The following is a 25,611-nucleotide window of genomic DNA, read 5'->3' on the forward strand; positions in this document are numbered from 1 at the left end:
ATGAGGCGGCGACGGCCGACCAAGTCGTCGAGCGGGGTGACCGTCTCGGGGGTCGGCTTTGGTGAGAAAGCGTCGCATCTCTCACATTGACGAGATTTGTTACATGCGGCGATCATCGGGCGAGCTCTTCGGCAGCCGGAGGGCGGCCGACCCCGGAGTCCGAGGTCGCGATCACCGGGTCGGCTGAGCGGCCGCCGTCCTGCCCCCCCCGGACGACCACACCTGCGAGACGAGGCCCGTATGACCGTCCCCGAGCGCACCATGAAAGTCCGCCGCGTTCACTTCGGCTACCCGAAAGGCTCCCTGCGCCGCCACTACGTGGGCGGCGACCTGATCATGAGCCATGTGGTGGCCGTCCTGTCGGCGACCTTCCCCAAGGGCGAGGAGTTCTTCATCCGCTCCGTCCACCACTACTCCGACCGGATCGCCGACCCGGAGCTGAAGAAGCAGACGAAGGCGTTCATCGGCCAGGAGGTCGTGCACGGCCGCGAGCACGAGACACTGAACGAGGCGCTGCGCCGCATGGGCTACCCGACACACCGGGTGGACGCCTTCGTCAAGCGCAGCCTGGCACTCGGCGAGCGGCTGATGTCGCCGGCGACCCGCCTCGGCCACACCGCGGCCTTGGAGCACTACACGGCGACCCTCGCCGAATGCCTGCTCACCGACCCCCGCGCCCAGGCCCTCCTCGGCGACACCGAGGTCCGCAACGTCCTGCTCTGGCATGCCCTGGAAGAGTCGGAACACAAGTCGGTCGCCTTCGACGTCTACCGCGCCGTCGGCGGCACCGAGCGCATGCGCCGCCGCACCATGCTGGAGGCGAGCGCCGGCCTCCTCGGCGTGACCGTCATCGCCACGATCCTGTCGATGCTCGCGGATCCCGCCACCTACGACCTCCGCCGCCTGGCCGCGAGCCTCCGCGCCCTGCGCCGCTCCCCTTTCCTCGACCGCAAGGTCCGCGCCCGCATCCGCGCCTACCAGCGCCCCGGCTTCCACCCCGACGACTTCGACGCCACCGAGACCCTGACCCACTGGCGCGCCGAACTCTTCGGCCCCGAGGGCGCCCTCCTCGACCGCCTCACCTGAGCCCCCGGCCTCCGCCGAGGAGGTCGCGGCCCTCAGGCCCGCGCGTCGAACATCCCCCAGACCCACTTGCCGCCCTGCCCGTCCTCCTGGATCCCGCAGGCGGTGGAGAGCGCCCGGACGATCGGCAGGCCCCAGCCGCCGCCGTGGTCGAAGGTCTCGTCGGTCGCGTCGAGGTCCTCGGGGTGAGGACGACAACGGGCTTCGCGTGAGGACGGGCGGGGGAGGAGTCCCGCACCCCGAGGAAGACACCCCGGGTGTTGCGGCCGAGCCGGAGGCGGATCCGCTCGTCCGGGGTCGCCTCGGCGGCGTTGATGATCAGCTCGCTCGCCACGAGCAGCACGTCGTGGCCCCATCCGCGCAGCCGCTGGAGCGCACAACGGATCCGATGGCCCGATCCAGCTCGTCAGCTTGGAGGAAAGGGAAGTCGCATACGTCGGTGCACAACGTGGCGGGTGCCTGATCGAATTTTTCCGAGGTCCGCGAAGTGGCTCTAGATTGGGAATTCCTCAGTGACAAGGCCATGTCCATTGAGGAATCTCGAGCCTTGATGGCAAGGAAGCCGGAGACCCTTACATGAGTGTTCGGTGGCGTAAGAGCTCTCACAGCGGCGGTGTGCACGACGAGACCTGCGTCGAGCCGGCCCGCTTCCGGCGGCCGTCGGCGTCCGAGACTCCAAGAACCCCGAAGTCGGGCATCTCGCGCTGACCCGCGAGCAGTTCGCCCTGCTGAACCGCCATCTCGAGGAGCACGGCTGAACCGGGTCGCCTCCCCGGGCGTCATCGCGGGATTTGCATCTCCCCCGAGGGGAGGTGTCAGGGTGCGGGCATGGACGGTGAGGGCTTCTACTCGATCGGCGAGCTCGCGCGGCTGAGCGGCCTCACGGTGAAGGCCGTGCGCTTCTACTCCGACCGGGGCATCGTGCCGGAGACCGGCAGGACCGCGTCCGGTCACCGCCGGTACGGAGCCGAGGCCCTGACCCGAATCGGCCTGGTACGCACCCTGCGTGAGCTGGGCATCGACCTCGCCGCCATCAGCAGGATCATCGACCGCGAGGTGCCGGCCGCCGAGGTCGCCGCCGTCCACGCCGAGGCCGTCGCCGTGCAGATGCGGCTGCTCCGGCTCCGCCACGCGGTCCTGACGGCCGCCGCCCGCCGCGGCTCCACCCCCGAGGAGATCAACCTCATGTACCGGCTCGCGCACCTCTCCGCCGCAGAACGCGACACCCTCATCGCCGACTTCCTCGACAGCGCCTTCGGCGCCCCCGCCGCCGACCCGCTCTCCCGGGTCGTCCACCGCTCCCTCACCCCCGAACTCCCCGACGACCCCACCTCCGCCCAACTGGAGGCCTGGGTGGAACTCGCCGAACTCGCCCAGGACTCTTCGTTCCGCTCCCTGATGCGCACCCTGTTCACCACCCACACCGCCGAACGCGGCACCCCCACGGCCCCGCCCCGCAAACACACCATCGGCCTGATCTCCGAAACCGTCCCCCCGCTCCTCGCGGCGGACGTCGCCCCTGCCTCCCCCGAAGCGGCACGGATCGTCGCGCAGGTCGCCGCCGCCTACGCCGCCTCCCGGAACCGCCACGACGACCCCGCTCTCCGCCAGGACCTCGCCACCTATGTGGCCGCCGCCAACGACCCCCGCCGCGAGCGCTACCTCGAACTCCTCTCCACCATCAACGGCTGGTCCTCGCCCGACCACCCCCGCCGCGAACTCGACTGGTTCCACACCGCCCTCACCACGACACCCCCGCAGCCGAAGGCGCCCTGACACCGAGGAGAGCGGATCGTCGCCTCGCGGACTCCAGGACACGCCCCGATCGGCGAGATCACGGCCTACGGCGTTCGGTGAGCGACGCCGCCACCAGCCGCCGAAGGCTGACCGCTTTGGAGGTGTCGTGCGGGCTCGGACAGTGGTGATGCCGTCCAGCGCCCGGTGGCGCGGACTCAGATGCGGAGCAGGGTGATGGTGCGGCCGGACGGGCTGGAGGTCTCGGTGAGGGACGGGGGCTCGCAGCGCTGGTCGAACACGACGAGGGTGCCTTGGCTCAGGCCTAGGCGGTCGAGATAGCCGTCGAGTTGGGCCAGGCCCTGGGGAAGCGGGTCGGGGCGGCCGGGGCGGTGGACTTTGAGTTCGATGGCTTCCCACTGCTCGGCGCGGTCCGGGAGGGGCCAGCGCACCAGGAGGTCGATGCGGCCCTGGCCGACGGCGTACTCGCGGTCGATGAGACCGCCGCCGTTGACGACGCGGTGCAGCCAGCCCATGAACACCAGCTGGCAGGCCGCTTCCGAATACGTCTGCTGGCGGGCGAGGATCTCGCCGTTCAGCCGCCAGAAGCCGAGGAACTCCTCCAGGAGCTTGTGGAAGTTCAGGTGGCCTTGCGGGGTGATGAACGAGCGGGGGTCGACGTTGATGTTGCTTTCGACGTGTCCGGTGAGGACGCGGGCGATGACCTCCTGGTAGATCGGGTTGGCGATCTGGATGTAGCGGCCGGATCCGATCAGGCCGAGGTCCCGGACGTAGGACAGGTCCTCGTCGTAGGCGGGGTCGGCGGTGGTCTCGGTGCCGGCGAGCATCGGTTCGATGATGCGTTTGACCCGTGGTTCGTGTAGTCGGGTGACCAGGGAGTCCAGATGCGTCGCGCGGGCGACGATCAGGCGTTCCACGGCCTCGTCCATGTGCTCGTCGGTGACCGGCTCGGACACCGGCACCCGCATCTCGTCGACGACCTCACAGGCCAACGCGTTGACCAGCCAGGGCTGGCCCTGGCTGGCCTCGAAGGCGCGCTGGACGGCCTCGGGTGAGAACTTCTGGCCCGTGGCCTCGGTGTGCTGCTCGTACAGCTCCGCAACTTGCGCGTGGGTGAAGTCGGCGAGACGAAGGGACGCGACTTTGATGTTGAACGGGCTGGATGTCCCCAGCCGGTTCGGGTCGCCGCCTGAGACCGCCTTGTAGTCGCGCACATCCCGCATTCCGCACAGGATGACCGAGTAGGGGAACTCCTCCCGCTCTTCGCTCTGGTAGCCGTTGCGCAGCTGGCTCAGCACGCTGATCAGGATGTCGCCCTGCAGCGAGTCGACCTCGTCGAAGAACAGCACCAGCGGGAGCGGGCAGCGGATCGCCCAGGCCCGCAGCCCCTCGTACAGCCGGTTACCGGGCCTCGCGTCCGGCCACGGGCAGGGCGGACGGCACTCCGGCGCGATCTGTCTCTCGGCTGCCTTCGCGAGGAGCTCCAAGAGCTGGCTTTCTGCGGCCTCGACGGTCTGTGCGATGCGCGCCTGTTCGCAGGAGAACCAGACAGCGGCGTACTTTCCCTCGGCGTTGAGGTTGCGGGCCAGCGTCTCCAGCACCGTGGTCTTCCCCGATTGGCGCGGTGCGTGGACGACGAAGTAGAAGCCCCGCTCGATGTACTTCCGCGCCTCGGGCAGCCGGGGCTCCGGGGGGAGCATGTAGTGCAGCTCCTCCCGGCAGCGGCCGGTCGTGTTGAAGTACTTCACGCTCTGCACACTACAAGGCGACAGAACGTAGCGTATTGCGTCTGTGGAAGAGGCTAGAGCTGGGGATCCCTGGCGTTCGGCTCCACGCTGCCGGGTCTGCTGCTGAACGCCGGGCTCTCCAAAGGGGCACTGTTCCGGCCGGGCGCCCGGTCCCGACCCTGCCGCCGGTGCATCCGAGCACCTGCGGGATCTGTGTGATCGTTGCGTGAGCCCGTCCGCGCTCGGCTACCGGTATCAGGCGAGGTCGAAAAGGAGGAGTTCGAGGGCGGACTCTTCTTCGACGGCGACCCGAGTGCCCGCATGGAAAGATCATGACCTACGGGCGTTCGGTGAGCGACTCCGCCAGACGGTCGGCGAATTCGGTGAACCGGTCCAGCAGCGGTCCGCTGCGGGCGATGCGGAATCCGTGGCGGCGGCCCCAGAACGCGGCCTGGACGGCGTGGAACTGGGCCCAGCGCCGGACGCGTTCGCGATCGACTTCAGCGGCCTCGGCGAAGACGTCCAGAGCGCGGTGGGCGGCCCTGCGCAGGTCATCCGCCTCGAGGAGTGTCCGCGCGCGTGACTTGAGCAGCGTGCCGCCGTCGCAAGCGGGATCTCCCGCATATCCCTTGGGGTCGACGGCCAGCCATGGCTCACGGTCGGCGCGCAGAATGTTCCCGGCGTGCAGGTCACCATGGACGAGGGTGTCCGGCTGGACGCGGCCCAGTTCGTGGACGGTTGCCACGGCGGCGTCCACCACGCGGCGCGGCAATGCGTGTGTCAGCTCCTCGGCGTCCTCACGCAGCCGCTCCTCCCAGACGTCGGCCTGCTCCCTCAGCCGGGGCAGGCCCGGCGGCGCGGGGACGGCCAGTCGGCGACTGATCCGCCCCGCGACCGCCACGACCTCGTCGCCGTCTTCGACCTCGGCCAGGGTCGACGTCCGAACCCGCTCGAGCAGCATCGCGAATCGGTCATCGTCACGCTCGTACAGCAGGACCGCGCCCCGCCCGCCCCACGCCGCGAAAGCGTCCGGCTCGTGGACGTTGCCGGGGTGCGGAAACGACACCTTCAGCACAGCGGCACCCCCGTCCCGCCGCCGCACCGGAACGACGATCCCGACGCCCCCGTGCATGACCTTCCCGTCCGGCACGCACTCCCAGCGCCCGAGCAGTTCCTCCACGATCCCGGCCAGCCCGCCGAGCCAAGCCGCTCCGGACTCTCCTTCGCGCTCGACGGTGCTCCGCGAGAACGCCTCCGGTATCTCGATCACCCGGGCACCTTACGCACCGGGTGAACCGTTGCCGTCGGCCTGGAGGCGTTCCACCGAGGCCGTCTGGAAATGGTGGGCGAAAGCGAGTCCTTGCTGGAGAAAGATCACGCGGTGGTCGGGCTCATGAGTGCCGCGAGACGTTCCAGGAGGAGTTCGGTGGCGGAGGTGCGTACGTCGGGGTGGCTGATCAGGCCGACCCGCACGGCCGTCTCGGCTCCTTCGGCGTCGACGACCACGGTCCCGCCGTTCGGGGCGAGGCTGCGCGGGACGACCAGCAGGCCCATGCCGCGGGAATGCAGGTCCCATGCCATGCCGGGCGTCGAGACTTGGACGGCGATCTCGAGGCGGACGCCGGCCCGCCGCGCGGCGGATTCCAGGGCGGTGCGCGAGCCCGCACCGGCGTCGAGGACCACCAGTGGCCGGGCACGCAGGTCCGTGACCGGGACGGTGGCCGTCGCGGCCGTCAGGCCGACCACCGTGAGCGGGTCGCGCAGCAGTTCTTTCCAGCGCAGCGGCGTTCGGCCGGTGCGCACCACGACGGCGATGTCCAGGGTCCCGTCGGACACCGCCTGCTCCAGGTCGAAGGACGAGGCGGAGGTGATGACGAGTTCGATGCCGGGGAACTCGGTCGCGAACGCGGCGAGGATCTCGCCCAGCTCGGGGATGTCGGCACCGGACACCAGGCCAAGCCGCACCCTTCCGCGGCGGATTCCCGCGACGTCGTCCACGGCCTGACGCACGCCGTCCAGCGCGGCCAGCGCCGCACGGGCCCTCGGCAGCGCCGCCTCGCCGGCGGGCGAGAGCCGGACCTGACGGCTCGTCCGGGTGAACAGCCGCTGCCCCAGGTGGGACTCGAGCTCCTTGATCCGGGAGCTGACGGTCGATTGCGCCACGCCGATTCGGGCGGCGGCACCGCCGAAGGACTCCTCCTCGGCCACCGCGACGAACGCCTCGAGCTTGAGGATATCCATCATGTTTTTCGATCCTAGCAATCAATTTGATCGGTTGGATTAATCGATCCCGGCCGTCCAGACTTGGCCCACGCGAGGGAGAGTGAAATGTCAGAACTTGAGAACAGGGTGACGGCCGGGCTGCCGTGGCTTTCGGCTGCCGGGGCCGTCGCCATGAGCGGGGTGGTCGTGGCGAAGTGGCCGAAGCTCGACGCAGTGAACCGGGTGGCGTTCGGTTTGGACGCGGTCGTGTATGCGGCCGCCGCCCTGCCGCTGGCCCGCCGGCGGCCGACCGGCTGGTGGGCGCTGTACCTGGCCACCCTGCTGCAACCGGTTTTCGGCGGCATCGAAGCCGCCCGGGACCGTACCCGGTGGCCCTCGGCCGTCGGACGGACGGCGGGCGCCATGGTCGTGGCGGCCGGCCTGCTAAGGCTGCGGAGGAACTATGGCTGACGACCTGACGAGACCTGCGGACACCCTGACGATGTCGCTGTTCCATTCGGCGCTGCGCCGCGACCTCGAGCGTGCCCGGATTCTGCTGGAGAGTCCTGGCACGCTCTCACCGCGCCGGATCCGCCGCCTCGGACGCCACCTTCTCTGGCTGATGGGCAACCTCCGTTGGCACCACGAAGGAGAGGACCACTATCTGTGGCCGCTGCTCCTCGAACGCGACCCGGGCAGTTCGGCTGTGCTCGACGCAATGAAATCCGAGCACGACACGCTCGACGAGCCGTTGCTGCGGCTCGAATCCCGGGCCCGCGGACTCATCGCCGGTCGCATCGGACCGAGTGAGGTGCTCACCGCACTGGACGCCCTCGACAAGCCGCTCATGAAGCACCTGGCGCATGAGGAAGGCGAGGGCATGGCAATCGTGTCCCGTGTACTCAGCCACCAGGAGTGGAACGAGTTCGAGCAGCGCGCGTGGATCGACGGGTTCACCGCGGCGCAATCCGTCCGTTTCCTCGCATGGATGGCCGACGGCGTCGAGTGGCGGGAGCCGATCCGCCGGCGGACCGGTCTGTCGGCCCCGCTCTACTGGTCGGTGGTGAGACCGCTGTCGTTCATCGCCCGTGTTCCCGGACCGAGCGTCTGGGCCGGCACGCCCGCCGCCCGGGTCAAGAGCCAGGTGGCGTCCGCGTGACCCTCCCGGAACTCAGCGGCTCACGACGGTCTCCCGCTCGATACGCGACAGTTTCTCGGGATTGCGCACGATGTAGAGCCCGGTGATCATGCCGTCGTCGATCCGCACCGCCACGACGTCGTCGATCTGCCCGTCGAGGCGGACGATCAGGGCGGGGTGGCCGTTGATCTGCACCGGTTCGACCGAGGCCTTGCCGTCGACCTTGGGCAGGCCGGCCGCCAGCAGGCGGGCCACCCGGTCGGCGCCCACGATGGGCCGCAGCACGGCCTGCTTGACTCCGCCGCCGTCACCCAGGAGGACGACGTCCGGAGAGAGCAGGTCGAGCAGGTTCTGCAGGTCGCCCGTTTCGACGGCGCGCTGGAACGCCGCGAGCGCGTCTCGGATCTCGGACGGGGAAACGGTTCCGCGCGGTCTGCGCGCCGCGACGTGGGCGCGTGCCCGGTGAGCGATCTGGCGGACCGCGGCCGGGCTCTTGTCGACGGCTTCCGCGATCTCGTCGTACGCCAGGTCGAACACTTCGCGCAGCACGAACACCGCCCGTTCGGTCGGTGCGAGAGTTTCCAGCACCAGCAGCATCGCCATCGAGACGTTGTCGGCCAGCTCCACGTCATCGGCCACGTCGGGCGCGGTCAGCAGGGGCTCGGGCAGCCAGGGGCCGACATAGGACTCCTTGCGCCGGCCGAGTGTGCGCAGCCGTCCCAGTGCCTGACGGGTGGCGATCCGGACCAGGTAGGCGCGGGGCTCCCGCACCGCGTCGAGATCGACGCCCACCCACCGCAGCCAGGTCTCCTGCAGGACGTCCTCCGCGTCGGCGGCCGATCCGAGCATCTCGTAGGCGACGGTGAACAGCAGGTTGCGGTGGGCGACGAACACCTCGGTGGCCGGGTCCATGCGGCCGTCGTGAGCGGGCGGCCCGGCAGTGTCCCTCGTCCGCTCGCTGCGCTCACCCATGGCCGGCTCCTACCTGTGCGCTCTTGACTGTGTCACGCACAAGACGCCGCTCCCAGCCGCTTTGTGACACCCGCGCCCGGTGGCGTACGTCACATGGCTGCGCCGTCACAAGGATCGGGCCGCCGGCATCTCGTGTTCGTCCGGTACGCAACCGTGAGTGAGGACGAGACCATGGACGCCCGATTCAACCTGTTCGACAGCCAGACCGTCATGAAGTTCGCCAAGCGGCTCCACAGTGCCGGGTCGGTCCTCGAGCAGTCGACGCTGCCGAAGACCACGCGGGAACTGGTGCAGCTGCGCGTCAGCCAGATCAACGGCTGCGGTTTCTGCGTCGACGTCCACGTCAAGGAGGCCGCGGCCGCCGGTGAGACCGCGCTCCGGCTCGGCCTGGTCGCCGTCTGGCGCGAGGCCACCGTGTTCACCGAGGCCGAGCGGGCCGCGCTGGCGCTCGCCGAGGAGGGCACCCGGCTCGCCGACGCCCACCACGGCGTGTCCGACGAGACCTGGGCCCGTGCGCGCGAGCACTACGACGACGACCAGCTCGGCACGCTGGTCGGCCTGGTCGCCATGATCAACGCGGCCAACCGGATGAACGTGATCGTGCGCAACCCGGGCGGCTCCTACGAGCCCGGCATGTTCGCCGCCGCGCTCGGCTGACCGTCGGACGGACCACGGCCCGGCCCGGGGCCACCCGGGCCGGGCCCGCGCGTGCTCCATGTCCGCGCACGGTGATCAGCGTGAGGTCGCCCGGCCGGGCCCGGGCCGTTGGAAGAGGTCCCAGAAGTCGGGGCGGAGACGCGGCCGCAGCCGGAACGAGCCGCCTCGGAGTCCTGTCTCAGGGGCTGACCCGCCAGAGGTGGAAGCGCCGACCCGTCGAAGACTTGGCGCTGCCGTAGACGAAGACCGGGCCCTTGGGCGCGACGGCCAGGCCGTGCAGGGAGATCCCCTTGGCCGGGCCCCTGTAAGGGTGCGTGGTGAGCCGGCCGGTCGGTGCGACGCGCACGAGTCCGTCCCAGGTCAGATCGATGCCGTCGGTCTCGACCGACCAGAACCCGCCGGCGCCGTCGGATACCGGGCCTCCGAGCGGGCCTCGGGCGAAAAGCGACCGTGCGGCGCCGTTCCACTTGAGGAGCCGGTCGCCATAGCCGACGACGAGATCCTTCTCCGACGTCGCTTCGATGAACCAGATGAGTCGTGAGCAGTGGTCCTTCGGGCAGCCGAGCGACGAGGGCACCGCCTGCCTCTTCCAGCGCTTGCCGTCGTACCGGTACAGGAAGGACTCGTCCTCGCCCCCGGTGGTGTCGGCGGCCCACATCCTGCCGCCGGGCAGGACCTCGAACGCGGTCAGGAACCTGCCGAACCCCTTGCTCTTCCAGGTGCGTCCGTCGTAGCGCCAGGCGCGGGTCGGTTTCTGCCGCTCCTGCCGGGTGAAGACGCGGACGTCGTCGCGGGCGAGGACCGTCAGACCCGTGTGGGGGTAGCTGCCGTCCATCGGCCGGGGCAGGCTCTTGGCGACGGTCCACCGCCCGTTCTTCCAGCGCAGGAGCCCGTTCCACCCGGAGGCTGACATGCCGCCGCTGTCCACCGTCGTCCAGAAGTCCCGGGACCGCCCCGCGACCTCGAGGACCTGACCCCGGCGCGGCAGAGTGAACCGCCGCCATTTCACGCCGTTCCAGTGGAAGGCCTTCGGCTTGGCGGCCGTGATCATGCCCGATCGGGTGTCGGCGGTGAACACCCACACGTCCTTCGGCCGGAAGGCATTGACGGCCGTCACCCGCATACTCTTCGCCAGCGCAGGCAGCCGCATGTCCGTCCAGCGATGGGGCGCGGCGACCGCCGGCGCACCGCCGCCCGCGACGCACAACATCACGGTCCCCGCGCAGAGCGCCACCCGCCGACGTCCGCGGGACACCAGATCAATGATCATCAGGGGATCGTAGTGGTCTCGGACCGGCCATGGCGTTCAGGACATTCCAGAAGGAATCGGAGTCGGTCGGGGCCACCGTCCGATCAGGCCGGGGCGGCCCGGGAGAGAACGCGGATCGGGTGGCGCGGGGCGGGTACGGAGAGAGCGGGAACGGTCTCTCCCGAGGGGGCGCCCTGCCAGGAGATGAGGTGCTGGAGCAGGCTCGCCGTCGCGAGGGTGTCCGCCAGCGCGGCGTGCGCGCCGGACAGCGGGATGCCCAGCTCGTCGCAGCAGTGCTCCAGTTTGAAAGAAGGACCGCGCAGCTGCCGACGGGCCAGCTTGAGCGTGCAGACGCCTGAGGAGACCTGCGGGGCGGGCAGTTCGACCCGGTCCAGCTGCGCCGTGAGGAAACGCGCGTCGAAGGGCAGGTTGTGCGCCACGGCCACGCGACCGGTGAGACGGGTCCGCACCTCGTGCGCTATCTCGTCGAACGACGGTGCCGAACGGACCATGGACGCGGTGATCCTGTGCACGTTCGTCCCCGCCATCCGGCCCCGAGGCCGGACCAGGGTGTCCCAGGTCTCGGTGACGTTCCCTTTCAGATCGGTGTGCACGATGGCGATCTCCGCGATCTCACCATGATTGGGATGGAAACCCGTCGTCTCGACATCGACCACGGCGTAACCACGCATGGATTTCTCTCTTTCGACAGGGACGGGACGTCAGCGGGGCGGCGGTACGAGAGGGCGCCCTGTCGATGATGAGGCCCGTGAGGGCGGGCGGTGCTTTCGTGAGACTGCTCTGGGATTCGGCGACCGTTCCCGATCGCCGTCGTACCAAGAGCCCATAACAAAATGCATCTATCTCGCCACAACAGGTGACGGTCTGCTGTGTGGTGGTCTCGTGAAGAAGGGCGAGCAACCCCCGTGGATCGTCTCCGATGGATTGTGGGAGCAGATCGAGCCGCTACTGCCGAAGGTTGAGCGGCGCAGGTTACGGGACTGGCACGAGGCCGGCGTGTGGGACGCCCTGCACCAGGCCCTGCTGGTGGAGCTGCACACCGCGCGGCAGCTGGACTGGTCGCGGGCGGGGAAGCGACAGCAGCCACGTGCGGGCGCTCAAGGGCGGCCCAAAACCGGCCGGAGCCCGGTCGACCGAGGCCGAGTGGGCTCCAAGCACCACGTCCTGACCAACGGGAGCGGCATCCCGCTGGCCGTGTCGCTGACCGGCGGCAACCGCGGGCGACGTCATCCAGCTCGTCCCGCTGCTGGACAAGGTCCCATCGGTGCGCGGACGGGTGGGCAGGCCCCGCCGCAGGCCGGAGAAGCTGCTGGCAGACCAGGGCTATGACCACGACAAGTACCGGCGCCTGCTGTGGCAGCGCGGCATCAAGCCCGTCATCGCCCTCCGCGGCACCCCGCACGGCTCCGGACTGGGCACCCAGCGCTACGTGGTGGAGCGCACGATCGGCCTGCTGCACTGGTTCCGCCGTCTGCGCATCCGCTGGGAGATCCGCGACGATATCCACGAGGCCTTCCTGCTCCTGGCCGCGGCGCTGATCTGCTGGAGACGCCTCGCCCGCACTTTGTTAGGACCTCTTACACCGTTAAGGCCGTCGACCGTTTGTTGGGGTTTGGGCTGCAATCGAACTGTGAGTGGTATCTCGAAATCGGGCGTGACCCGGCCGGGGTCCGCGCTGCCGCCGCCCACGTCGGGCATCACCGAGTTGTGTGAGCTCACCTCGGTCGATGCCCCGATCCCGACGGCGCATCCGTCAGCGGGATACGCAGCCTCCTGCAGGAGCTGAAGGAAACCCAGGGCCGATCCAGATGGAAGGCAATAAGGTTCTCGACGCCCTGGGGCGTGCCGGCTCTTTCTCCCGGAACGTTACAGCTTGAATATTTTGGTCAGGCTGGTCAGGCTGTCTCGACCGTGGTCGGCGGCGATGGCACGGCGGAAGAGGTCCAGGATTGCTGCAGGAAGGGAGCCGTCCACGCCGGACGCCTGCGCGGTGTGCAGCACGTGCTCGACACTGGCCATGCCCATGGCCAGGTTGTCCACGTCTCCCTGGTGGTCGTCGGCGTCGATGCGCGGAGCGTAGAACTCCAGGAAGTACCGGAAGTCCATGGTCTTGATGGCGTGGGGCAGGAATTCCTGTGCCGAGATGCCGTTGGCCTGCGCCACCGCCTGGCCGTGCAGGTAGCCGACCAGGCCGGTCCAGAACATGTCGATCCCGATCTGGTAGTACAGCGCGGCCAGGCCCGGGTCCTCGCCGAGGTAGTCGATGCCGGTCAGGACCTCCAAGGCGGTCCGGTGGGCTTCGATCGCCTCCTTGGGGCCGCTGTAGTAGGTCAGGGCTTCCGGAGTGCCGATGCCCGGGGGCGGCACCTGCACGCCACCAGTGATCTGCACCGCGCCGCGGGCGGTGATCCACTCGGCCGCCTCGCGCGCTCGGGCGGGGGTGTCGGAGGTGAGGTTGGCCACGGTCCGACCGGCCAGGGCAGCGGGAGCCTGCTCCAGGATGGCGTACACGGCGGTGTAGTCGGTCAGGCTGAGCACCACCAGGTCGTTGGCGTTGAGTGCGGCCTCCACGGTGCCGGCACGGCTCGCACCGCGAGCCACCAGCTCGTCGGCCTTGCCCGGCGTGCGGTTCCACACGGTGACTTCATAGCCCTTGTCCAGGTAGGTGCCGGCCATCGCCTGCCCCATAGGGCCGAGGCCGATCACGGTTACGGAAGTGGCAGCCATGGATCTCCTTCTTAGAAATAAAACGAACGCTCTACTCAGTGAGACGCTAGCACGCTACTAGAACGAACGCTTTATTTAGTAGGGTGTCGTCATGAGGACCACGCACGAGATCGGCACCAAAGAACGGATCGTCCGGGCCACGTCCCGCCTCATGCAGCGGCAGGGTTACGAGGCGACCGGCCTCAAGCAGATCTCGCAGGAGGCCCAGGCCACCCTCGGCTCGGTCTATCACTTCTTCCCGGGCGGCAAGACGGAGCTGGCGGTCGCGGCCATCCACCACGGGGACAGGGAGTTCGCCGACCTCCTACGTGCCGTGCTGGAGCGGGTGGACGATCCGGCAGAGGCGATCATCGCGTGCGCCGACGAGTTGGCGGAAGGGCTACGCGACTCCGGATGGCTGGACGGCTGCCCCATCACCACCACCGCGCTGGAAAACGCCGGGCGCGTGCCGGACATCCAGCGCGCCGCCGAACAGGCCTTCGCGAACTGGCGTGGCCTGGTCAGCGACAAGCTCCACCGCTCCGGCTTCCCCGAGGACGTCGCGTGCGATCTCGCCCACACGGTGATCAACACGTTGGAAGGCGCGGAGATGTCCGCCCAGGTGTCGCGGAGCGAGACACCCTTGCAACTCGCCGGCAGGCATCTGGCCCGGCTCGTCAACTCCTACCGCTGATCGTCCGTCCAGCAGCCTCCCCAGGCTCTCGACCACCGGTCGGACACAGCCACAACACGCCACGGGTCTATCCGGTCCCGCCGAGCAAGCTCTCGCAGAACTCTCATCATCACCCATTTATGAGAACACGAAGCGTTACCGCCGTCGCGCACGGTTACTTTGCGGGTGGTGACACGAACCCGAGCGGAGGGCCAAGACCGCCATCGATTCACAACACCTCGTCGCAGACCCTCCCGCCTTCAATCCCTTCGAGGCCGGGTGACCACTGCGGCCTGTCGCAGGTGGCATGACTGATGCCGAGGCGATGGGTCTGCGGCGACGTGCACTTCGGAACGTCCGGTCGTGTTATGAGCTCTAAGCGGTCTTCCCGTCGGCCAGGGCGCGGACGTGGTCCGCGAGGGTGTCCCAGACCGGAGCGGGGAGGTCGTGCCCGACCCCGGGCTGGAGCACCAGCTTGGCGCCGGGGACGGCGGCGGCGACGGCCCGCGCGGCGGAGGGGCGGATGAGCGGGTCGCGGTCCCCGTGCAGGACGAGGGTCGGCGTCCGCATCTCGGTCAGCGGCGGGCCGCTCCACTGGGCGCCGATCTGACGGCTCTGCGCTTGATTGTCCTGGACGCCACTGGAGCCTCGGCGCGCCGCCGCGCGCACCTGCTCCTCGTCGAGGGGGTAATCCGGCGAGGCCAGGAGGCGGGCCACGGCGACGGCGGCCTCCTCCTGCCCGGCCGGGGTGTCGGGGAACCCGAGCCGGGTGAACTTGGCCAGCGTTCCGAGCCGCACGTACCGCAGGGTGCCGAGTCCCGCCGCGTCGCAGGGGACGGAGGCGGAGGTCGTCAGCGTCCGGACGCGGGACGGGTGGCGCAGTGCGACCCGCTGGGCGACGGCGCCGCCCATCGAGTGCCCGAACAGGTGGGCCGACGGCCAGCCGAGGGCGTCCATGACGGCGACCGCGTCGTCCGCCATGTCCTCGGCCGTGTAGGCCTCGCCCTTCTTGCGGAACAGGGCCTTGACGGGATTGCCGACCGGAGCCGGAGGCAGCCGCGTCGAGTCCCCGGCGTCGCGCTGGTCGTAACGGGCGACGGCGAAGCCCCGGGCCGCGAACGCCGTGCACAGTCCGTCCGGCCACCAGTGCCGCGTCACTCCGAGCCCCATGATCATGAGAAGCGGTTCGCCTTCGGCCCCGCCCCACCGGTCGTAGGCCAGCTTCACCCCGCCGTTGTCGGCGAAGCGCATCGGAGTCCAGATCCCGTCCATGTGCTCTCCCTAATACTGCGATCGCTGATCGCAGTATTAAACTACAGCAGGATGTGAGGAGCCGACGACGAGGAGACCCGGTGACCCGTGACACCGTGCCGGTGTGGGACCGCCCGGAGCGCGGCGCACGCGGTCCGGCGCCCGAGCGCAGCCGCGGGCAGATCACCGACGCGGCCATCGCCGTGGCCGACGAGGAGGGCCTGCAGGCCGTGTCGATGCGGCGCGTCGCCGCCCTCCTGGGCACCGGATCGGCATCCCTCTACCGGTACGTCTCCGGACGCGACGACCTCGTCGACCTGATGGTCGACGCCCTCACCGGACGGATCGAGCGCCCCGCCCCGACCGGAGACTGGGCCGCGGACCTCGTCCGCCTCGCCCGCGCCGTCAAGGCCCTGCACCTGCGCCACCGCTGGCTGCTGGACCTCCCGCCGGACCCCGCGCGCCTGGGCCCGAACGCCCTGGACCACCTGGAGTACGCGCTCGCCCTCCTGGCCCCCGCGCCCGCCGGCGACCGCACCAAACTCGAGGTCATCGGCGTCACCACCGCCCTGGCGGTCCAGTTCGCCCGCGAGGAGGACACCGCCACCCGGGCCCCCGCCCGCCACGCCGCCCAGGCCGCCTACCTGGCCCGCGCCGCCACCGACGGCACCCGCCCCCGCCTGGCCGCGGCCCTCGCGGACCAGACCCCCCACCCCCACGACGACCGCACGACCCTCTTCGACCACGTCCTCCACCGCACGATCACCGCCCTGATCGCCTGATCCCAGGACCGCAGTCCCCGGCCGGTCCGTCTCCGGGCGGCCCGCCTCCGGGCGCAGGTTCTGAGCGAAGGGGACGGCGTCCCGCTCGCGGTGCCCGCCGTCCGAAGCGGAGCTATCCCTCGCGCCAGTCCGGCGAGGCGAGCGCGCCGGCGGCCTGGGGGCCCATGAGGCCCAGCGCGCCGTCGACGAACAGGGAGGCGCCGGTGATGTAGGAGGCGGCGGGGGAGGCCAGGAAGGCGATGGCGGCGGCGACCTCGCGGGCGTCGCCCGGGCGGGCCAAGGGGTAGCCGGGACGGGTGTCGTCCTGAGGAGGCTGGTCGTGCTGGCCCGTCATGGGGGTCGCGATCTCGCCCGGGGCGACGGTGTTGACGGTGATGCGGTGGGACGAGAGTTCGAGGGCCAGGACCCGGGAGAGCAGACGCAGGCCGCCCTTGGCCGCGCAGTAGGGGCCCGCGCCGACACGGGGGTACTCCTCGTGGACGCTCGTCACGTTGACTATGCGGCCGCCCGCGCCTCGCTCGACCATGCGGCGGGCGGCGCGCTGGGAGCACAGGAACGCGCCGTCCAGGTCGACGGACAGGACGGAGCGCCATTCGGCGAAGTCCATCTCCAGCAGGGGGCGGCTGCTGCCGGTGCCCGCGTTGTTGACCAGGACGCCGAGGCCGCCGAGCTCGTCCGCCAGTTCGTCGACGGCGGCCGACGCGGTGACGGGGTCGGTCAGGTCGTGGCGGCGGACGGCGGCGCGGCGGCCGTGCGCCGCTATCTCACGTGCCGTCTGCTCGGCGCCGAGCGCGTCGGAGTGGTAGGTGACGCCGACGTCGAAGCCCTGCTCGGCGAGGGTGACGGCGGTGGCCTTGCCGATGCCGGAGTCCGCCCCGGTGATGACCGCGATCCGGTCGTAGCGGGCCTCGGAGATGGGTGCGCGGGGTGCGTTCACGGCCAGGACGGCTCGTTGCGCGGGACGATGACGAGCTCGCCGACGACGCTCCCCGCCGGGACGGACAGCGCGTACATGACGGTGTCGGCGACGATCGCGGGGTCCTGCAGCTTGGAGGTGTCAGCGTCGGGGAAGCGCTCCAGGATGAACTGCGTCTCCATGCCCCCGGCGATGATGCCCGTCACGCCGATGCCGATGCAGTCGCGCTGGGCCTCCTGGAACAGGGTGTGGGTGAACGCGCGCAGACCCGTCTTGCTGGCGGAGTAGGGGCCCGCCTCGGTCCAGGTGCGGTTGGCGGCGGTCGACAGGATGTTGATGATGTGCCCGCCGCCCTGCTTGATCATCCGCCGGTAGTTCTCCAGGCACAGGTGGATCGGCCCGAGCAGGTTCGTGCCGATCACCCGGTCGGCCTCCTCGGCCGACAGGTGCTCGATCGGCTTGCTCACGTCGACCGCGGCGTTGTTCACCAGGATGTGCAGGTTCCCGGAGGCGTTCCAGATGTCGCCCACCGCGGACGCCACCTGCCCGCTGTCGCGGATGTCGAACACCAGGGGCTGCACCGTCCACCCGTCCTCCCCGAGCTTCCGCGCCAGCTCCTTGAGCTCCCCCTCCCTGACGTCCGCGGCCCACACCATGGCCCCCGCCTCGGCGAGCCGCCGTGTGATGGCGGCCCCCAGCCCCCGCGCCGCGCCCGTCACCAGCGCGCTCCTGCCCCGCAGATCGACCTGCATCCCCGGCCCCCGTTCTTCCGCATCCGGCACAGACATCCCCGATGGTCACTGAGCGAAACCAGACGGACGCCGTGTGGAACCATGGGGTGATGGACGTGAATGAGGTGCTCCTGCCGGGGGTGGGGCTGAGGTACGAGTTCACCAACCGGGACGGGGACCGGATCGGGGTGATCGCCCTGCGGTCGGGGGACTTCGAGGTGGTCCTCTACGACGAGGGAGATCCCGACGAGTCACGTCCGGTGTTCCGGCTGAGCGGCGCGGAGGCCGAGACGCTGGCGCAGATCCTGGGGGCGCCGCGGATCGCCGAGCGGTTCGCCGATCTGACCCGCGAGGTGCCGGGCCTGAACGCGGGCCAGGTGGAGGTGCTGGAGAACAGTCCCTACGCGGGGAGGCGGCTGGGCAGCAGCCGGGCCCGGACCCTGACGGGCGCGTCGATCGTGGCCATCGTGCGGGGTGAGGAGGTGATCGCCTCCCCGGGACCGGACGAGAGGCTGAACGCGGGCGACGTCCTGGTGGTGATCGGCACCGCCGAGGGCATCCTCGGGGTGGAACGACTCTTCGAAGGCTGAGCGGCTTGGGCGTCTCGGTCGCGTTTCTGCTGGAGTTCGGCCTGATCCTGGTCGTGCTCAGCCTGCTGGGCGCGCTGGCACGGCGCTGGACGCTGTCGCCGGTCCCGCTCTACCTCCTCACCGGCCTGGCCCTGGGGGACGGCGGGATCGTGCAGGTCCCCGAGGCCGGGGAGTTCGTGGAGATCGGCGCCGCGATCGGGGTGGTCCTCCTGCTGCTGGCGCTGGGCCTGGAGTTCTCCATCGAGGAGTTCACCACCAGCTTGCGTAGGCACATCCCTTCGGCGGGCGTCGACATCGTGCTGAACGCGGCGCCGGGAGCCCTGGCCGGGTGGGTGCTGGGTCTGAACGGGGTCGGGATCCTGGCGCTGGCGGGAGCCACCTACGTCTCCTCGTCCGGGATCATCGCCCGGCTGCTGAGCGACCTGCGCAGGCTGGGCAACCGGGAGACCCCCGCGGTGCTGGCGGTGCTGGTGCTGGAGGACTTCGCCATGGCCGCCTACCTGCCGCTGCTGTCCGTGGTGGCCGCCGGGGGCGCCTGGTGGCAGGCGGTGCTGTGGGTGGCCGTCGCCGTCAGCGCGCTGGCGGCGGCGTTCGCGGGTTCCTACCGGTGGGGCCACCACGTCGGACGGGTGGTGACGCATCCCGAGGCCGAGCAGTCGATGCTCCGGGTCCTGGGCATCACCCTGGTGGTGGCGGCGCTGGCGGAATCCGTGCACGTCTCGGCGGCGGTCGGCGCGTTCCTGGTCGGGCTCACCCTCACCGGCGAGGCCGCCGACCGAGCCCGTGCGGTGATGGAACCGCTGAGAGACCTGTTCGCCGCCGTGTTCTTCGTGTCGATCGGCCTGTTGGTCAGCTTCTCCGAGATGCTCCCCCTGCTGCCCGCCGCCGCCGTTCTGGCCACCCTCACCGCCATGACGAAGGTGGCGACCGGCTGGTACGCCGCTTCCCGGGACGGGGTGGCCCGGCGCGGCCGCGTTCGAGCCGGAACCGCCCTGATCGTCCGCGGCGAGTTCTCGATCATCATCGTCGGCCTGATCGGCCGCCAGGAGGAGCGCCTCGTCCCCCTGGTATCGGCCTACGTCCTCATCCTGGCCGTGGTCGGCCCCCTCCTGACCCGCTTCGCCGGAGCCCTCTCCCCGGGCCTCCGGAAACAGGCCCGCTGACGGCGGACCCGGATCAGGGAGCGTCGGCGAACCGCTGCGCCGGGGCCGTGTCGAGGACGGGACGGCCTCTTCTTGCCGGGTGGGGTCGCGGGGCTTAGCGTCGAAGGTATGAAAGTTCGGATCGGGTATGCGCCGGGGGCCAGGGAGCCGCAGCGGGAGGACTTCACCGCGCTGGTGACGGGGCTGGAGCGGCTGGGGTTCGACTCGCTGTGGGTGACGGAGAGGGCGACCGGGATCGGCGGGGATCCGGTGGCGCTGCTGGCGCACGCGGGGGCGGTGACGTCGCGGATCAAGCTGGGGACGGCGGTGATGACGCTTCCCGGCAGGCGGCCGGCGCTGCTCGCGCAGCAGCTCGCCACCCTCGACCGGTTGGCGGGCGGGAGGCTGCTTCCCGCGTTCGGGCTGGGGCAGCGGCGGGAGGCTGAACATCAGGCGTTCGGGGTGCGGCGTGAGGAGCGGGTGGCGTTGTTCGAGGAGCTGCTGCCGTTGCTGCGGCGCTTCTGGGCGGAGGACGCCGTCACCCATCACGGGGAGCGGTTCCACTTCGACGGGCTGAACGTGCTTCCCAAACCGGTCAAGGGCGGGTTCGACGTGTGGATGGGCGGCAGCTCGGACGCCGAACTGCGGCGTACGGGGCGGCTGGCCGACGGCTGGCTCGCGGCTTTCGTCACTCCTGCCGAAGCCGCGGCGGGGCGGGAGAAAGTGGCCCGCGCCGCCGCCGAGGCCGGCCGCGAGATCGACCCCGAGCACTTCGGCGCGACCATCCCCTACCACCGGGGGGTCGTCTCCGAAGAGCGTCTGGCCAAGGCCCGCACCGTCCACGGCCCGGCCCCTCTCGACGATCTCGTCCCGTCTCTGGACGGCCTCGAAGCCCACCTGCGCCGCTTCGTCGACGCCGGGATCTCCAAGTTCGTCCTGGCCCCGGTGCACAGCCCCGCTGACTGGGAGACCGAGCTCACCGAGGTTCGCGACGCCGCGCTTTCCCTTCAGACGTGAGCCGGCGTCGCTCGGCGCGGTAGCGGTCGAGGACGTCCTGGCGGAGCAGGTGGCCGAAGCCCGCGGACTTGATGCGGGCGGCGAGGGCGGGCGGGGTCAGGCCGAGGGCGGCGGCGGTGTCGGCGAGATGCCAGTCCGAGGCGGCGAGGCTGCTCAGGAGGTGGCCTCGGCGGACCTGGTTCTCCGAGAGGCGGAAGGTCTTCAGGTAGGCGAGGACGCCGGAGGCGTCGGTGATGGTCTCGGCCAGGTGGTTCTCGCGGCGGCGTTCGAAGGAGGGCAGGAGCCGGGACAGGCGGTAGGGGCCCATGTCGTGGACGGTCTGGCGGGTGTACTCGCCGGTGAGGAGGGCGCCCGCCATGAGGTCGTCGTGGAAGCGGGCCCAGCCGTCCTGCTGGGTGCGGACCTGCGCGCGGAGGTCCGCCAGGGAACGGATCCTCGTCTCGTCCAGCCGGGCGCGGAAGTCCTGGACGGGGCCGCTGAGCATCGCGTAGTGGTAGATGAGCTCGCCGTACAGGTCGTTGACGAGGGTGATGTGCAGGGCCCGGTAGTCGGCGGGATGGGGGACGACGAAGGCGGCGGCCAGGGCGTCCGCGGCGTAGACGAGGACGCCGCACTGGCCGTGGTGGATCTCGAAGACGCGCAGGGCGTCCTCCAGGCCGGTGATGACGGCGCCCGTGTACGCCTCCTCCACGCGCGGGGAGAGGCCTTGCGTCACGGCGCGACGCGACCATTCCTCCCAGACGATCGTGGGGCCGCCGAAGTGCAGTGCGAGGTAACCCTCCATGGAGAGGTGCAGCGGCAGGAAACGCAGGCGGTTGCGGTCCGTGCGGCGGGCCATGCGCCGGTGGAAGTGCAACGGCATGTGGGCGGGCGGCCGTTCGGGCTCGTCCGGGGCGCGCAACTGGGTGCCGTACGCGGCGGCGGCCGTGCCGTCGGACGTCCAGGAGGCGACGAACCCGTGCGGGATGTAGGAGAAGTAGGAGGTCCGGTCGTCGAGGGCCACGATGCCGTGCCCGCCGTAGACGCGGGAGTCCAGGCGGAGGTCCGTGATGGGCTCGTCACGGACCAGGGGGACGAGCCGGACGCCGCCCCACGTCTGCGCGGGAAGGGTGCGAAGGCCCTTCAGCGCGAGGCCGGTCATGCCTTCTCCTTCAGGAAGTCCGAGACGCGGCGGGCCAGGTGGGCGCGCAGTTCGGGCAGGTCGGTGCGTCCTTCGGCGAAACCCGCCAGTTCCACCAGCGCGACGAGGTTCTCGGCGTCGCGGATCCCCGCAGTCGGGACGGTGGGGGAGAGGCGGCGCACGTCGAAGTCGGCCGCGTCGTACACCGGGTTGAGGTGGACGACGGCGCAGGCGCCGGCCGGGTCGAGCCGTGTACGCCACACCCGCAGCACCTCACCGGCGAGTCCGGGAGGGGAGTTGTCCCACCCGTCGGAGACGATGACGAGCCGGTCGGGGCCCGTTTCCAGCGCGTCGAGGACGCGTTCGCCCAGCGGCGTCGCCCCGTACGGGCGGACCATGAGCGCGTCCTTCCGCCCCGACAGCCACAGGGGCGTGTAGCGGGACGCGAGTGCTTCCAGCAGGTAGTGGCAGGCGAGTGCCACAGCCAGCGGACGGCGGCGCTTCTGCGCCGAGCCGGACGCGGAGAAGCTGTCGTCGAGGACGGCGGCGACCGCTCCCCAGCTCCCGGCGAGCCCGCCCGCGCACCTGCGGGCGGCCGCGCGCAGCGCCCCGGCCAGCTCGTCGTGGCGGCGGGCCCGCTCGTTCAGGTCGAGGGACAGCGCGTAGGACGCGAGCCGGGTCAGCGGCATCGTCGAGAGGTCGGCTTTCACCGACTTCACATCCCTGCCGCGCGCCGACTCCTGCAACCGCAGCCTCTCCAGGCGGGTGAGCCGGGGCGCGATCCGCTCGAGAAAGGCATCCCTTCCCACACCGTGCTTGGCCGCAAACCCCTCCGCCACCGTGTAAGGCAATTCATAAATTGCGGACTGCTCATAGTGCGCGCGCATCCAGGCGCTCAGAATCGGTGTGGCGTAGGGGCCGCCGCGGTGCGGGTCGAAGAGAAAGGGACCGAGTTCGCCCTGAGGCGCGAGATGAATGTGACGCACCGCACTTTTGAACGCGCCGCGGTACTTCACCGCCTCGAAGGCGGGGTCGGGACGGCCTGCCAGCCAGTCGCGCATGACGGCCCGCGTCCGCCGGTTGTTGACCTTCGCCCGCCGCAGCTCCCGGAACAGCCGGTAGACGCGCTGGGGCGGCAGCGCCTCCAGCCTCCGCGCGATGAGCCGCCCCTCGGCCCGCGGGTCCGCCGCTTCGCGCGAGGTGCGGAGGAGGTTGCGGATGATCAGTGCGGCGTTGTGGTCGTTGACGTCCAGAGCGAGCGCCGCGGCGTACAGGTCGCGGTAGTTGCCCATCAGGTAGCGGTGCAGGAAGTCCAGGGAGAGCCCCTGCTCACCGCCCCCGGAGTGGAACTCGCGCTGCCCCGTCGAGGTGATGGCCGCGTTGACGAACAGCAGCACGTCCTCGGCCGCGACGAGGTCGTCCTCGTCCTGCATGGAGCCCTCCCGATGGCGTGGGGCCGGCCGGGGAATGGGGGCGCGAACTGCGAAGCATCGCTTTATAGACGGGTTCCGGAAGTCGCACCGGAGTCCCGCGGCCGGCCGCTGAACGCTAGCACTCCGGGAGCTCCCGGCTCACCTGGATTACGCGCGGGGTTGCCAGGATCCGCGATCAGTAAACACCTTCCCGTGTCAAGTGACATAGATCTCTTCTGTGTAAATTCTGCGTCAGGACTCGGCGGGGCGGGCAGATCTCAAATTGTCAACATCAACACTTGATTTCGCGTTCGGAGAGGCAAAAATGACCGTCACTGGAATCATCACCGCCATCATCATCGGCGCGATCGTCGGTATGCTCGGCCGCCTGGTCCTGCCCGGCAAGCAGTCCATCGGCGTCCTGCTGACCGTGGGCGTGGGTATCGTCGCCGCCCTGATCGGCACCGTCCTCGCCCAGCAGGTCGGCGTCGCCACCACCAATGGCGTCGACTGGATCGAGCTCGCCTTTCAGGTGATCCTGGCCGCCGTGGGTGTCGGTATCGCCGCCGCTCTGACCGGCCGTGGCCGCACCCACACCCACAACCGCGGCCGCTTCTAAACAGGCCGCACGACGAGCAGACCCCCACGGGGTCAGTGCCTGAATCCGGCTGCTGACTCTGTACGGCGAGGCCCCGCGAACTCCGGAACAGTCCGGAGAGCGGGGCCTCGCCGTTTCTACAGGTAGTTGCCCGAAGAGGGGGCTTCGGGGGCGGGCGGGGCCGTGGTGATCTGCTGAGAGGCCGCGGCCAGGGCGGTGAGCTCGGCGAGGGTCGAACCCTCGGGGGCGAGCCGGGCGCCGGGCGGGAGGACGGTCTCGGAACGCTCGAGCCAGGCGGAGGCCTCGTCGCGGGGGAGGCGTCCGATCTCCAGCTGGGCCATGCACCGGCCGGGGCGGATGACGGCCGGGTGGAGGTGGGAGAGGTCCTCGTTCGTGGTGATGGCGATGATGACGTCGCGCCCCTGGCCGAGCATCCCGTCCGTCAGATTGAGCAGCCGCGACAGGCCCTGCCCGGTGTTCTGCTTCGCCTCGACGCGGATGAGTTCGTCGCAGTCCTCCAGGAGGAGCATCCGCCAGCGCGGGGCGTCGTCGTTCCCGTCCGCGCCGACCGCGACGCTCATGAGGTAGCCGGGGTCGGAGAACAGCCGCTCGGGGTCGAGCAGGCAGTCGACCTGGCACCAGTCGGACCACTCCCGGGCGAGCGCCCGCAGCAGGGTGGTCTTGCCGGTGCCGGGCGGGCCGTGCAGCAGCAGGAGCCGCCCGGTCAGGTCCCGCGCGGTGAGCTCCATGAGCCGGTCCAGGGCCGGCACCGCCACGGACGGGTAGTTGCCGCGGATGTCCGCCCACGAGGGCGCGGAGATCGAACGCTCCCTGCGGACGGGGGAGCCGTTCATCCCGGCGTGCCAGAACCCCATCTCCACGCGGTCCTCGTCCTCGGGCACGGGCTCGGCGGCGTCGCGCACCGCCTCCTCCAGCACGGAGGCCGCCAGTTCCCGGCTCACCGCGGTGACCTCGACCTGCGCGGAGCCTCCCGGCCACCGGACCGCCCGCAGCGAGTAGCCCTCGCCGGCGGCCAGGACGGACCCGCCCCCGTCCTCTTCCGCGCTCCGCAGCACGGTGGAGTCGGCGGGGCGGAGCGGCGCGTCGGCCCGCACCCGCTCCACCCTGGTGGACCTGGCGTACGGGTGCTCCCCGCGGATGAACCGCTGGAGCGCCAGCGCGTCGATGACGTCACGGGGGGAGTCGGCGTCGTCGACGTTCATCACCCAGGAGAGCTCCCGCTCGTCCTGGGGGAGCTGCGTATCAAGAAGCCGGAGATTCCCCTGTGAACTGGACATGGCTTCGATGATCGCCCCGCAGGCGGCGGCCCGTCCAGCTGTTTTCCGGAGAAAGCGGACGGCCACCGGGCGGCGCCGTTCGCCCGATGGCCGAGTCTGTTCCGCCGTGGCGGGGTTTCTCTACATTTCCCATAAGAATAGACGACTTTTGACGCGCGCGGGACCCCGCGCGCGAACGTCCCGCGATCACAGGCCGCCGAGGCGTCCTTCCAGCAGGACCAGGAGCTCCGAGAGGTGATCTCCATCCGTGACCTCGAGCGTGCCTGAGCAGGGGGAATGCTTGATTGAAAGCCGGAACGTCCCGGCCTACATTCGGTTCGATCGGTGCTCTCCGACCGAGTGAAAGGACCCGGGATGCTCCTCGACGCGGCCCAGTGGCAGGACAAGATCTTCGTCGACGGCAGGTGGGAGCCCGGCTCCGGCGGGACGGCCGAGGTGACCGAGCCCGCCACCGGCGCGTCCCTCGGCTCGATCGGCATCGCCGACGCCGCGGACCTGGCGCGGGCCGCGGAGGGCGCCGCCGCCGCGCAGCGCGAGTGGGCCGCGCTGCCGCACCCCCGGCGGGCCGCGG

26 protein-coding genes and 1 pseudogene are annotated in these 25,611 nt (G+C 70.5%); 14 read left to right on the plus strand and 13 right to left on the minus strand.

What is annotated here, in order from left to right; all coding sequences use genetic code 11:
- The first annotated feature begins 240 nt into the window (after positions 1 to 240).
- From ABD327_RS34030 to ABD327_RS34040, 3 genes are all read left to right on the plus strand, one after another.
- Positions 241 to 1,086 carry a metal-dependent hydrolase gene (locus ABD327_RS34030; protein ID WP_344457093.1) on the plus strand — a complete coding sequence of 282 codons (846 nt, stop codon included), beginning with the start codon at positions 241 to 243 and terminating at the stop codon, positions 1,084 to 1,086.
- Between the two features lie 626 nt (positions 1,087 to 1,712).
- On the plus strand, positions 1,713 to 1,841 hold the full coding sequence (locus ABD327_RS34035) for a DUF397 domain-containing protein (RefSeq protein ID WP_344457169.1): 129 nt from the start codon (positions 1,713 to 1,715) through the stop codon (positions 1,839 to 1,841).
- A 70-nt stretch (positions 1,842 to 1,911) separates the two neighbouring features.
- Positions 1,912 to 2,859 carry a MerR family transcriptional regulator gene (locus ABD327_RS34040; RefSeq protein WP_344457096.1) on the plus strand — a complete coding sequence of 316 codons (948 nt, stop codon included), beginning with the start codon at positions 1,912 to 1,914 and terminating at the stop codon, positions 2,857 to 2,859.
- A 176-nt stretch (positions 2,860 to 3,035) separates the two neighbouring features.
- Here ABD327_RS34040 and ABD327_RS34045 read toward each other — a convergent pair whose 3' ends face one another.
- The 3 genes from ABD327_RS34045 to ABD327_RS34055 all read right to left on the minus strand — a co-directional run bounded on the left by ABD327_RS34045 (position 3,036) and on the right by ABD327_RS34055 (position 6,809).
- Entirely contained in the window at positions 3,036 to 4,586 is a 1,551-nt protein-coding gene (locus tag ABD327_RS34045; protein ID WP_344457098.1) for an AAA family ATPase, read from the minus strand.
- Between the two features lie 316 nt (positions 4,587 to 4,902).
- Positions 4,903 to 5,835 (minus strand): aminoglycoside phosphotransferase family protein, encoded by a 933-nt coding sequence (locus tag ABD327_RS34050; RefSeq protein WP_344457101.1) that lies wholly within the window; start codon positions 5,833 to 5,835, stop codon positions 4,903 to 4,905.
- Positions 5,836 to 5,939: 104 nt separating this feature from the next.
- Positions 5,940 to 6,809 carry a LysR family transcriptional regulator gene (locus ABD327_RS34055; RefSeq protein ID WP_344457103.1) on the minus strand — a complete coding sequence of 290 codons (870 nt, stop codon included), beginning with the start codon at positions 6,807 to 6,809 and terminating at the stop codon, positions 5,940 to 5,942.
- Between the two features lie 84 nt (positions 6,810 to 6,893).
- Between ABD327_RS34055 and ABD327_RS34060 the strand changes: the two genes are divergently transcribed.
- A complete protein-coding gene (locus ABD327_RS34060; RefSeq protein WP_344457105.1) occupies positions 6,894 to 7,238 on the plus strand; it encodes a hypothetical protein in 345 nt (114 codons plus the stop codon).
- A complete protein-coding gene (locus tag ABD327_RS34065; protein WP_344457107.1) occupies positions 7,231 to 7,926 on the plus strand; it encodes a hemerythrin domain-containing protein in 696 nt (231 codons plus the stop codon). The genes ABD327_RS34060 and ABD327_RS34065 overlap by 8 nt, the downstream gene beginning before the upstream one ends.
- Before the next feature lie 12 nt (positions 7,927 to 7,938).
- Here the strand turns inward: ABD327_RS34065 and ABD327_RS34070 are convergent, their stop codons facing one another.
- Positions 7,939 to 8,877 (minus strand): RNA polymerase sigma-70 factor, encoded by a 939-nt coding sequence (locus tag ABD327_RS34070; protein ID WP_344457109.1) that lies wholly within the window; start codon positions 8,875 to 8,877, stop codon positions 7,939 to 7,941.
- A 171-nt stretch (positions 8,878 to 9,048) separates the two neighbouring features.
- On the opposite strand from ABD327_RS34070, the gene ABD327_RS34075 reads away from it, so the two are divergent.
- Positions 9,049 to 9,534: a carboxymuconolactone decarboxylase family protein gene (locus ABD327_RS34075; RefSeq protein ID WP_344457112.1), complete on the plus strand. Its 486-nt coding sequence runs from the start codon at positions 9,049 to 9,051 to the stop codon at positions 9,532 to 9,534.
- 178 nt (positions 9,535 to 9,712) lie between these two features.
- Here ABD327_RS34075 and ABD327_RS34080 read toward each other — a convergent pair whose 3' ends face one another.
- Both ABD327_RS34080 and ABD327_RS34085 read right to left on the minus strand, forming a co-directional pair.
- On the minus strand, positions 9,713 to 10,804 hold the full coding sequence (locus ABD327_RS34080; protein WP_344457113.1) for a hypothetical protein: 1,092 nt from the start codon (positions 10,802 to 10,804) through the stop codon (positions 9,713 to 9,715).
- An 83-nt stretch (positions 10,805 to 10,887) separates the two neighbouring features.
- Entirely contained in the window at positions 10,888 to 11,475 is a 588-nt protein-coding gene (locus ABD327_RS34085; RefSeq protein ID WP_344457115.1) for a 3'-5' exonuclease, read from the minus strand.
- 295 nt (positions 11,476 to 11,770) lie between these two features.
- On the opposite strand from ABD327_RS34085, the pseudogene ABD327_RS34090 reads away from it, so the two are divergent.
- Positions 11,771 to 12,359, plus strand: a pseudogene (locus ABD327_RS34090) (IS5 family transposase); the annotation flags it as partial.
- Between the two features lie 311 nt (positions 12,360 to 12,670).
- Here the strand turns inward: ABD327_RS34090 and ABD327_RS34095 are convergent.
- Positions 12,671 to 13,531 carry an NAD(P)-dependent oxidoreductase gene (locus ABD327_RS34095; protein ID WP_344457117.1) on the minus strand — a complete coding sequence of 287 codons (861 nt, stop codon included), beginning with the start codon at positions 13,529 to 13,531 and terminating at the stop codon, positions 12,671 to 12,673.
- 91 nt (positions 13,532 to 13,622) lie between these two features.
- Here ABD327_RS34095 and ABD327_RS34100 point away from each other — a divergent pair, with 91 nt between their 5' ends.
- Positions 13,623 to 14,204 carry a TetR/AcrR family transcriptional regulator gene (locus ABD327_RS34100; RefSeq protein WP_344457119.1) on the plus strand — a complete coding sequence of 194 codons (582 nt, stop codon included), beginning with the start codon at positions 13,623 to 13,625 and terminating at the stop codon, positions 14,202 to 14,204.
- 354 nt (positions 14,205 to 14,558) lie between these two features.
- Here ABD327_RS34100 and ABD327_RS34105 read toward each other — a convergent pair whose 3' ends face one another.
- Positions 14,559 to 15,455: an alpha/beta fold hydrolase gene (locus ABD327_RS34105; RefSeq protein WP_344457121.1), complete on the minus strand. Its 897-nt coding sequence runs from the start codon at positions 15,453 to 15,455 to the stop codon at positions 14,559 to 14,561.
- Positions 15,456 to 15,535: 80 nt separating this feature from the next.
- Between ABD327_RS34105 and ABD327_RS34110 the strand changes: the two genes are divergently transcribed.
- Entirely contained in the window at positions 15,536 to 16,216 is a 681-nt protein-coding gene (locus ABD327_RS34110) for a TetR/AcrR family transcriptional regulator (RefSeq protein WP_344457123.1), read from the plus strand.
- A gap of 112 nt (positions 16,217 to 16,328) precedes the next feature.
- On the opposite strand, the gene ABD327_RS34115 is transcribed toward ABD327_RS34110, so the two are convergent.
- Positions 16,329 to 17,153 carry an SDR family oxidoreductase gene (locus ABD327_RS34115; RefSeq protein WP_344457126.1) on the minus strand — a complete coding sequence of 275 codons (825 nt, stop codon included), beginning with the start codon at positions 17,151 to 17,153 and terminating at the stop codon, positions 16,329 to 16,331.
- On the minus strand, positions 17,150 to 17,884 hold the full coding sequence (locus tag ABD327_RS34120; RefSeq protein ID WP_344457128.1) for an SDR family oxidoreductase: 735 nt from the start codon (positions 17,882 to 17,884) through the stop codon (positions 17,150 to 17,152). The genes ABD327_RS34115 and ABD327_RS34120 overlap by 4 nt, the downstream gene beginning before the upstream one ends.
- An 89-nt stretch (positions 17,885 to 17,973) precedes the next feature.
- On the opposite strand from ABD327_RS34120, the gene ABD327_RS34125 reads away from it, so the two are divergent.
- The 3 genes from ABD327_RS34125 (at position 17,974) to ABD327_RS34135 (ending at position 20,612) form a co-directional block, all read left to right on the plus strand.
- Positions 17,974 to 18,453 (plus strand): cation:proton antiporter regulatory subunit, encoded by a 480-nt coding sequence (locus ABD327_RS34125; RefSeq protein WP_344457130.1) that lies wholly within the window; start codon positions 17,974 to 17,976, stop codon positions 18,451 to 18,453.
- 5 nt (positions 18,454 to 18,458) lie between these two features.
- Entirely contained in the window at positions 18,459 to 19,616 is a 1,158-nt protein-coding gene (locus tag ABD327_RS34130; RefSeq protein WP_344457133.1) for a cation:proton antiporter, read from the plus strand.
- Positions 19,617 to 19,724: 108 nt separating this feature from the next.
- Positions 19,725 to 20,612 carry an LLM class flavin-dependent oxidoreductase gene (locus ABD327_RS34135; RefSeq protein ID WP_344457137.1) on the plus strand — a complete coding sequence of 296 codons (888 nt, stop codon included), beginning with the start codon at positions 19,725 to 19,727 and terminating at the stop codon, positions 20,610 to 20,612.
- Here ABD327_RS34135 and ABD327_RS34140 read toward each other — a convergent pair.
- The gene (locus tag ABD327_RS34140) at positions 20,572 to 21,753 is read right to left on the minus strand and encodes an ARPP-2 domain-containing protein (protein WP_344457139.1); all 1,182 of its coding nucleotides are present in this window, start codon (positions 21,751 to 21,753) and stop codon (positions 20,572 to 20,574) included. The genes ABD327_RS34135 and ABD327_RS34140 overlap by 41 nt on opposite strands.
- Positions 21,750 to 23,165, minus strand: a complete 1,416-nt coding sequence (locus ABD327_RS34145; RefSeq protein WP_344457143.1) for a hypothetical protein — start codon at positions 23,163 to 23,165, stop codon at positions 21,750 to 21,752. Before ABD327_RS34145 ends, ABD327_RS34140 begins: the two co-directional genes overlap by 4 nt.
- A 304-nt stretch (positions 23,166 to 23,469) precedes the next feature.
- On the opposite strand from ABD327_RS34145, the gene ABD327_RS34150 reads away from it, so the two are divergent.
- Complete coding sequence (locus tag ABD327_RS34150) at positions 23,470 to 23,763, plus strand: GlsB/YeaQ/YmgE family stress response membrane protein (protein WP_344457146.1); 294 nt, start codon at positions 23,470 to 23,472, stop codon at positions 23,761 to 23,763.
- Positions 23,764 to 23,879: 116 nt separating this feature from the next.
- Here the strand turns inward: ABD327_RS34150 and ABD327_RS34155 are convergent, their stop codons facing one another.
- Positions 23,880 to 25,040, minus strand: a complete 1,161-nt coding sequence (locus tag ABD327_RS34155) for a DUF5925 domain-containing protein (protein ID WP_344457148.1) — start codon at positions 25,038 to 25,040, stop codon at positions 23,880 to 23,882.
- A gap of 354 nt (positions 25,041 to 25,394) precedes the next feature.
- On the opposite strand from ABD327_RS34155, the gene ABD327_RS34160 reads away from it, so the two are divergent.
- The coding region (locus ABD327_RS34160; RefSeq protein ID WP_344457150.1) for an aldehyde dehydrogenase family protein at positions 25,395 to 25,611 on the plus strand (217 nt) is incomplete at its 3' end.

It is taken from the genome of Actinocorallia aurantiaca (assembly GCF_039533685.1).
GTDB lineage: Bacteria > Actinomycetota > Actinomycetes > Streptosporangiales > Streptosporangiaceae > Actinocorallia > Actinocorallia aurantiaca.